General features: G+C 57.3%; 6 protein-coding genes. All 6 read right to left on the reverse strand.

Features of this window, described 5'->3' with window-relative positions; translation table 11 throughout:
• Positions 1–496, reverse strand: a 496-nt coding sequence (locus NW856_RS12995; RefSeq protein ID WP_414400604.1) for a DUF488 family protein, incomplete at its 3' end; no start/stop codon positions are given.
• A complete protein-coding gene (locus NW856_RS13000) occupies positions 493–1,176 on the reverse strand; it encodes a dual OB domain-containing protein (protein ID WP_414352113.1) in 684 nt (227 codons plus the stop codon). The genes NW856_RS13000 and NW856_RS12995, both read right to left, overlap by 4 nt.
• A 66-nt stretch (positions 1,177–1,242) precedes the next feature.
• A complete protein-coding gene (locus NW856_RS13005; protein WP_414400605.1) occupies positions 1,243–2,199 on the reverse strand; it encodes an ABC transporter permease in 957 nt (318 codons plus the stop codon).
• A 6-nt stretch (positions 2,200–2,205) separates the two neighbouring features.
• Positions 2,206–3,255 carry an ABC transporter permease gene (locus tag NW856_RS13010; RefSeq protein ID WP_099887454.1) on the reverse strand — a complete coding sequence of 350 codons (1,050 nt, stop codon included), beginning with the start codon at positions 3,253–3,255 and terminating at the stop codon, positions 2,206–2,208.
• Positions 3,245–4,771 carry an ABC transporter ATP-binding protein gene (locus tag NW856_RS13015; protein ID WP_414400606.1) on the reverse strand — a complete coding sequence of 509 codons (1,527 nt, stop codon included), beginning with the start codon at positions 4,769–4,771 and terminating at the stop codon, positions 3,245–3,247. Before NW856_RS13015 ends, NW856_RS13010 begins: the two co-directional genes overlap by 11 nt.
• A gap of 7 nt (positions 4,772–4,778) precedes the next feature.
• On the reverse strand, positions 4,779–5,807 hold the full coding sequence (locus NW856_RS13020) for a BMP family protein (RefSeq protein WP_414400607.1): 1,029 nt from the start codon (positions 5,805–5,807) through the stop codon (positions 4,779–4,781).
• Between the last annotated feature and the right edge of the window lie 166 nt (positions 5,808–5,973).

Genomic DNA, 5,973 nt, shown 5'->3' on the forward strand with positions numbered 1-5,973 from the left:
CTGGAAGTTTGCAAAGGGCAAGAAGACGAGATTCTAGAGCCTCATGAGTCTCCAAAGAGCCATTGGCCAAGATGTGGTTGACCGGAATCCCACTTTGAAAAAGTTTACGCGCCACCAGCAACGATCTATGACATTCAATAGGGTCTTTCTCAGCACACATCAGTGCGATCCGATACCGACTAGAACCTTGGATCAGACGGTCGATCCCTTCGAGGAAGGCTGACTCATTTGCCAGTCGTTCATACTGAATCCTACCCTGATCATAGCAGCTCGGATTTTCGCTACGTCCTCCCAATTCTTTGCCCAGAAAGACGTAAGCAATACCTGCTGCCGCTAAAGCACTTTTCAACTTTTCTTGTGAATATTGAGGGACGTAACGGCTATATGGACGTGAGCGAACGTCGCCAATACCGGTGATGTTGTACTGGCGCAGTAAGTCTATGAAAAAATCAATCTCGTGGTTTGAGTGACCAATCGTGTAGATCTCTGATTTCATATGGGTCGACCTGAGTAGAGAACAGCCGCTATCAGCTTGTAGTAATAGCCCAAGTAGGGATCGCTAAGGCTAACACACAGCACCGGATCGGGGATGTCATATTGACCGTCTTCGCCCATTAGGAAATCCCGTTCAATCACGGGATCGGTAACATCCATGCAGTATTTTACTCCCTTGTATACAAACTCGCCGCGTACTCTACGCTTAGAATTCGGGTATCCTGGTGCCTTGTAACCAACCAACAGACGCAAATGCTCGACCGGTACAAGGTAAAGAGAAACTCCGCTTTCTCGCCCGACACTTAACCGGTTGTTCCACCCAGCATAGCTGCTCTCGCCAGTGCCCCAGAGATTCTCAGGGTTGTCTAGCCAACTGTTGATGTCCTCCCAAGGCAGGTGGCCAACTTTTTTCCAGCGGTGCTTTGGATTGATAACGTGGTTCTCCCTCTGGTGAGGTAGTGGCTGAGGTGTATCACAAGAGACACAGAGAATATCAAGAAGTTCTGGGTCGCCACCGCTCTCGTAGTACCTCTCATGTTCAGAGACCTCATGTGACGGGCGGCTGCTGACAGGACGCACCCATTCTCCTGGCTCTCCGTTCTGCCATTCCTTGCCGGCAATACAGCGACCGGCCATTTTTCTGGAGTTGGCGAAACAGACAATCGTCTTGACGTAAGACATACAGGCTTCTGGGGCAAGGGCAAAGGCTCAATAGGAGTAATTTTCGGCTTCTTGAAAGTCCAGTAGTCAAATCCGTTCTTCAGGGCGAAAGGGGATCAAAAGGGCGCGGGGCGCTTTGGCATGGCGAGAGACCAAAATCAACGCCACAATACTGAGCAGATAGGGCAACATTAAGAAAAACTGATAGGGGATCCGGCTACCCCAAAGCTGCTGAAGGCGCAATTGCAAAGCATCAAACCCGGCAAACAGCAACGCTCCTCCTAAGGCTCGCCAGGGATCCCAAGCGGCAAAAACCACCAGAGCAATGCAAATCCACCCCCGCCCATTGACGATATTGAAGAAAAACGCATCGAACGCAGAGAGGGTTAAAAAAGCACCGGCCACGGCCATAAGAGCGCTGCCCACCATCACCGCTCCGGTACGAACGGCATAGACCGGGATCCCCTGGGAAGCGGCAGCCTGGGGATTTTCTCCAACCATGCGCACGGCGAGGCCCAGAGGAGTTCGGTAGAGGATGTAGGCCATGAGGGGCACCAGGAGAAGGCTGAGGTAGGTGAGGGGCGGCTGGGTAAACAGGGTTTCTCCCAGAAAGGGCAGGCTGGAGAGACCCGGGATCGGCCAAGGGCTGAAGGGGATGATTTTGGGAGGAGAGGTGACCTGGGGCAGGGCCATGCGATAGACAAAATAAGCAGCATTGATGGTCAAGAGGGTGATGCCGATGCCGGTGACGTGCTGGGAAACCCCAAGGCGGACGGTCAACAGGCTGTGAATCAAGCCCACACCTGCACCGAGGACGGCAGCAAAGGCTACGCCCCACCACAATCCAGCCCCCTGATAGACCACCAGCCAACCGGTCATGGCCCCCAGGGTCATGATCCCTTCGATGCCCAAATTGAGAACGCCGGCCCGCTCACAGAGGACTTCGCCCAAAGTGCCAAAGAGCAAGGGAGTGGCAATGCGCAGGGTGGCCACCCAAAAGCTGGAGGTGCCGATTAAGCTGATTAAGCTCAGGAGTGCAGACACGGGTGCTCAGTCCCAGCGCAGACGATAGCGGGCCAACCCCATGCAGACCAACATCCACAGCAGGGCAGCAGCAACAATGACATCGGCAAGATAGGTGGGAACGCCCAAGCTACGCCCCATGGTATCGGCTCCCACATAAACCCCGGCAATGAAAACTGCGGCCCCCACCACTCCCAAGGGATGCAGTTGGGCCAACAGGGCAACAACAATGCCGGTGTAGCCAAAGCCCGGGGATAAATCCAAGGTGAGATAGCCCTTGAGCCCGAGAAGTTCACAAGCTCCCGCCAAGCCTGCCAGCCCACCTCCCAACAATGAGGTATATAAAATAACTCTCCGGACTGGGATGCCGAGGAACCTGGCCGCTTCTGGGTTGGCGCCTACGGCTCGCATTTCTAAGCCCCAAACGGTGAACTGCTCCAGCCCCCACACCCCCAGGGCAGCAAGCAGGGCGATGATTAAACCAGCGTGGAGACGACTGCGGGGAATCAGCCGCGGCAGAAGAGCACTCTCCGCCAGGGCACGACCTTGGGGCCAACCCAGAGCCAGAGGATCTTTGAGGGGGCCTTCCAGGAGATAGCTGATCCCAAGAAGAATGACAAAATTGAGCAGCAGGGTGGTCACCACTTCGTCCACCTGGAACTGAGTCTTGAGCCAGGCCGGGATCCACAGCAACAGCCCTCCAGCAATCCAGCCCGCCAGCAGCAGCACCAGCACCAACCACGGGCGCGGCAGCGAAAGCCCAGCGGTGCCCAAGAGGCTGGCAGCCAGAGCCCCGCCATAAAACTGGCCTTCTGCACCGATGTTCCACAACTTGGCCCGAAAACACACCGCCACCGCCAATCCCGTCAGGATCAGGGGAATGGCCCGCGTCAAAGTTTCGCTCAGGGCAAAGGGGGATCCCACCGCTCCCCGCAGCAAAGCTCCATAGGCTGCCAAAACCGGGGATCCCGTCCACAGGATCAGCAGGCTACAGGAGAGGAAAGCCAGGACAATGGCTGCCATCGGCGCACTCAGGATCAGCCAAAGGGGCACAGTGGAACGAGGTTCAACACGCATCGGCCACCTCCTGCCCGGCCATGCGCAACCCCAAGGCGGTCACCGTTGTGGTTTGGGTCGGGACTGCCGAGGAAAGCCGACCGCGATAGAGCACCGCCACCCGATCGGCCAAACTCAGCAATTCATCCAAGTCTTCAGAAATGAGCAGGATCCCGGCTCCAGCCCGGGCTGCTGCCAGCAGTTGGGCATGCACGTAAGCCACAGCCCCCAGATCCAGTCCCCGCGTCGGTTGGTGAGCCACAATCACCTGGGGATCCCGACACAGCTCCCGCGAGAGGATCACTTTTTGCATGTTTCCGCCGGACAGCAGTTGCACCGGCATCTGGAGCGCCCGCCAGGGATCCCCCCTCTGGAGCCCCCGCACATCGTAGGTCTGTAGCCAGGTGTGGGCCTGCTGATAGATTTGGCGGTGACGCAGGATCCCCCACCGCGAGAATTCGGGATCCCGATAGCGCTCGATCACCCAATTCTCCCACAGGCTAAGGGAACCGATCAGTCCGGTTTTGTGGCGGTCTTCCGGGATCCGGGCCATGCCTTGCCGCACCATCTCAGCAGGAGAGATCAGCCGCAGGACTCGGCCATGCAGATGGAGATGACCTTGGTGGGGCCGGATCACCCCGCAGATCAGATCTGCCAGGACGGATTGCCCATTGCCCGCCACCCCGGCAATACCCACGATTTCGTGACGCCGCACCGTCAGAGAAACCTGCTCCAGATGCTGCTGCCCTGCCCGACAGGAGACCTGCTGCAGCTCCAGGATCGTCTCCCCAACAGACAAGGGCGCTTTGACCACCGCCGCCAACCGCTGCCCCACCATCGCTTCCGCCAGAGCTGTGGGATGGATCTCAGCCGTCTTGCCCGCCATCACCACCCGCCCTGAGCGCAGCACCATCACCCGGTCACTGATGCGCATCACCTCCTGGAGCTTGTGGGAAATCAGCAGGATCCCCAGTCCGCGACCGGCCATCTGCCGTAGGGTGTGAAAAAACGGCTCAATTTCCGGTGGGGTTAACACCGCCGTAGGCTCATCCAAAATCAGGATCTGCGCCCCTCGATACAGCACCTTGAGGATCTCCACCCGCTGCCGCTCCCCTAAGGTCAGGGATCCCACCAGGGCATCGGGATCCACGGCCAACCCCAATTCCTCAGCTAGCTTTTGGATGCGCCGCCGTCCCTCTCGCCGCCGAGACCACAGGTGCCACAGGGGCTGAGTGCCCAGCAGAATGTTGTCCAGCACCGACAGATTATCGGCCAAGACCACATGCTGATGCACCATGCCTATCCCCGCCGCCAAGGCAGCCGCTGGGGATCCCAGCTTGAGGGGCCGACCAAACACCCACACCTGACCCTGATCGGGAACATAGTGCCCAAACAGGATATTCATCAGCGTCGTTTTGCCCGCCCCATTTTCCCCCAAGATGGCCAGAATCTCCCCGGCCCGCAGTTCGAGATCGATCTGGTCGTTGGCCAGCAGAGCACCAAAGCGCTTGGTGATGCCCACCACCTTCAAGGCCAAAGGCGCTTCAGAGGGTGGACTTGGGTTCGCTATCATCGATGGCTACAACAAAAGACCCTGCCAGAATCTCTGCCTGCCGCTGCATCACCTTAGCTTTCAGTTCAGCCGGAACCTTGTCGGCGAAGGTTCCCCAGTCGGAGAGGCTGGATCCCCCATATTTCATCATGCTGTAGATCCCGTAGTCCTCTGCCTTAAATTCTCCGGCCTTCACCGCGGCAATGGCTCTGTCGATGGTGGGTTCCATGTGCCACAGGGCGCTGACCACCACCGTTTCCGGGTAGTCCGGCTGGGTATCGATCACATTGCCGATGGCCAAAACGCCCCTCTCTTTAGCAGCATCAGATACCCCAAACCGCTCTGCATAGAGGATATCTGCACCGGCATCAATTTGGGCAAAAGCCGCCTCTTTGGCTTTGGGGGGATCAAACCAACTGCCGATAAAGGTGACCAAAAACTTCACCTCCGGCTGCAGTTCCCTCGCCCCTGCCATAAAAGCATTCATGAGGCGGTTCACTTCTGGAATGGGATAGCCCCCCACCATGCCGATGATTTTGGAGCGGGTCAGCCCCCCGGCCACCATTCCCATCAGATAGGAAGGCTCGTGGATGTAGTTGTCAAACACGGCAAAATTGCTCAGGGCAGGATCCGGCTTGAGGCTGGATCCCATCAAAAAGCTGACCTTGGGATAGTCTTTGGCTACTTCCCGCGCTTCCCGCTCCACCCCGAAGACCTCACCCACCAGCAGTTGGACGCCGCTCTCGGCATACTGACGCAGCACCCGTGGGTAGTCGGTGTTGGAAACTGACTCTGACCAGGTGTAGTCAATATCCCCCCGCTCCTGGGCGGTCATCAACGCTTTATGGATCCGGCTCACCCACTGCTGCTCAATGGGAACCGTATAAACCCCGGCCACCTTCAGCTTGGTTCCTTGAGCCACCGCGGCATCGCGAACCAACCAGCGGCTCCCCATCAAGCCAGCCACGAAAGCCCCAGAACGCAGGCAGAATTCCCGCCGGGAGAGTTCTAAACGTGCCATAGTCGCTTCTGTTGAGGTTAGTTCGAGATCGGGTTACTGCTCGGCTTATCCTAAGGGGGAGATCCCTGAAAATATGTATCCTGAAATACAATTTTTTGAGAAGGAGCTTGTTTGTAATGGACAACGAAGTTTCGTTTGTGCAGGCGTTGAACTGGGTCAACCAAAA

This window comes from Synechococcus sp. R3-13 (genome assembly GCF_047462195.1).
In the GTDB taxonomy this organism is placed as follows: domain Bacteria; phylum Cyanobacteriota; class Cyanobacteriia; order Thermostichales; family Thermostichaceae; genus Thermostichus.

Coding starts and splice junctions, on each gene's coding strand:
- NW856_RS13000 (WP_414352113.1), bottom strand. CDS start 1,176: ATGTCTTACGTCAAGACGATTGTCTGTTTCGCCAACTCCAGAAAAATG.
- NW856_RS13010 (WP_099887454.1), bottom strand. CDS start 3,255: ATGCGTGTTGAACCTCGTTCCACTGTGCCCCTTTGGCTGATCCTGAGT.
- NW856_RS13020 (WP_414400607.1), bottom strand. CDS start 5,807: ATGGCACGTTTAGAACTCTCCCGGCGGGAATTCTGCCTGCGTTCTGGG.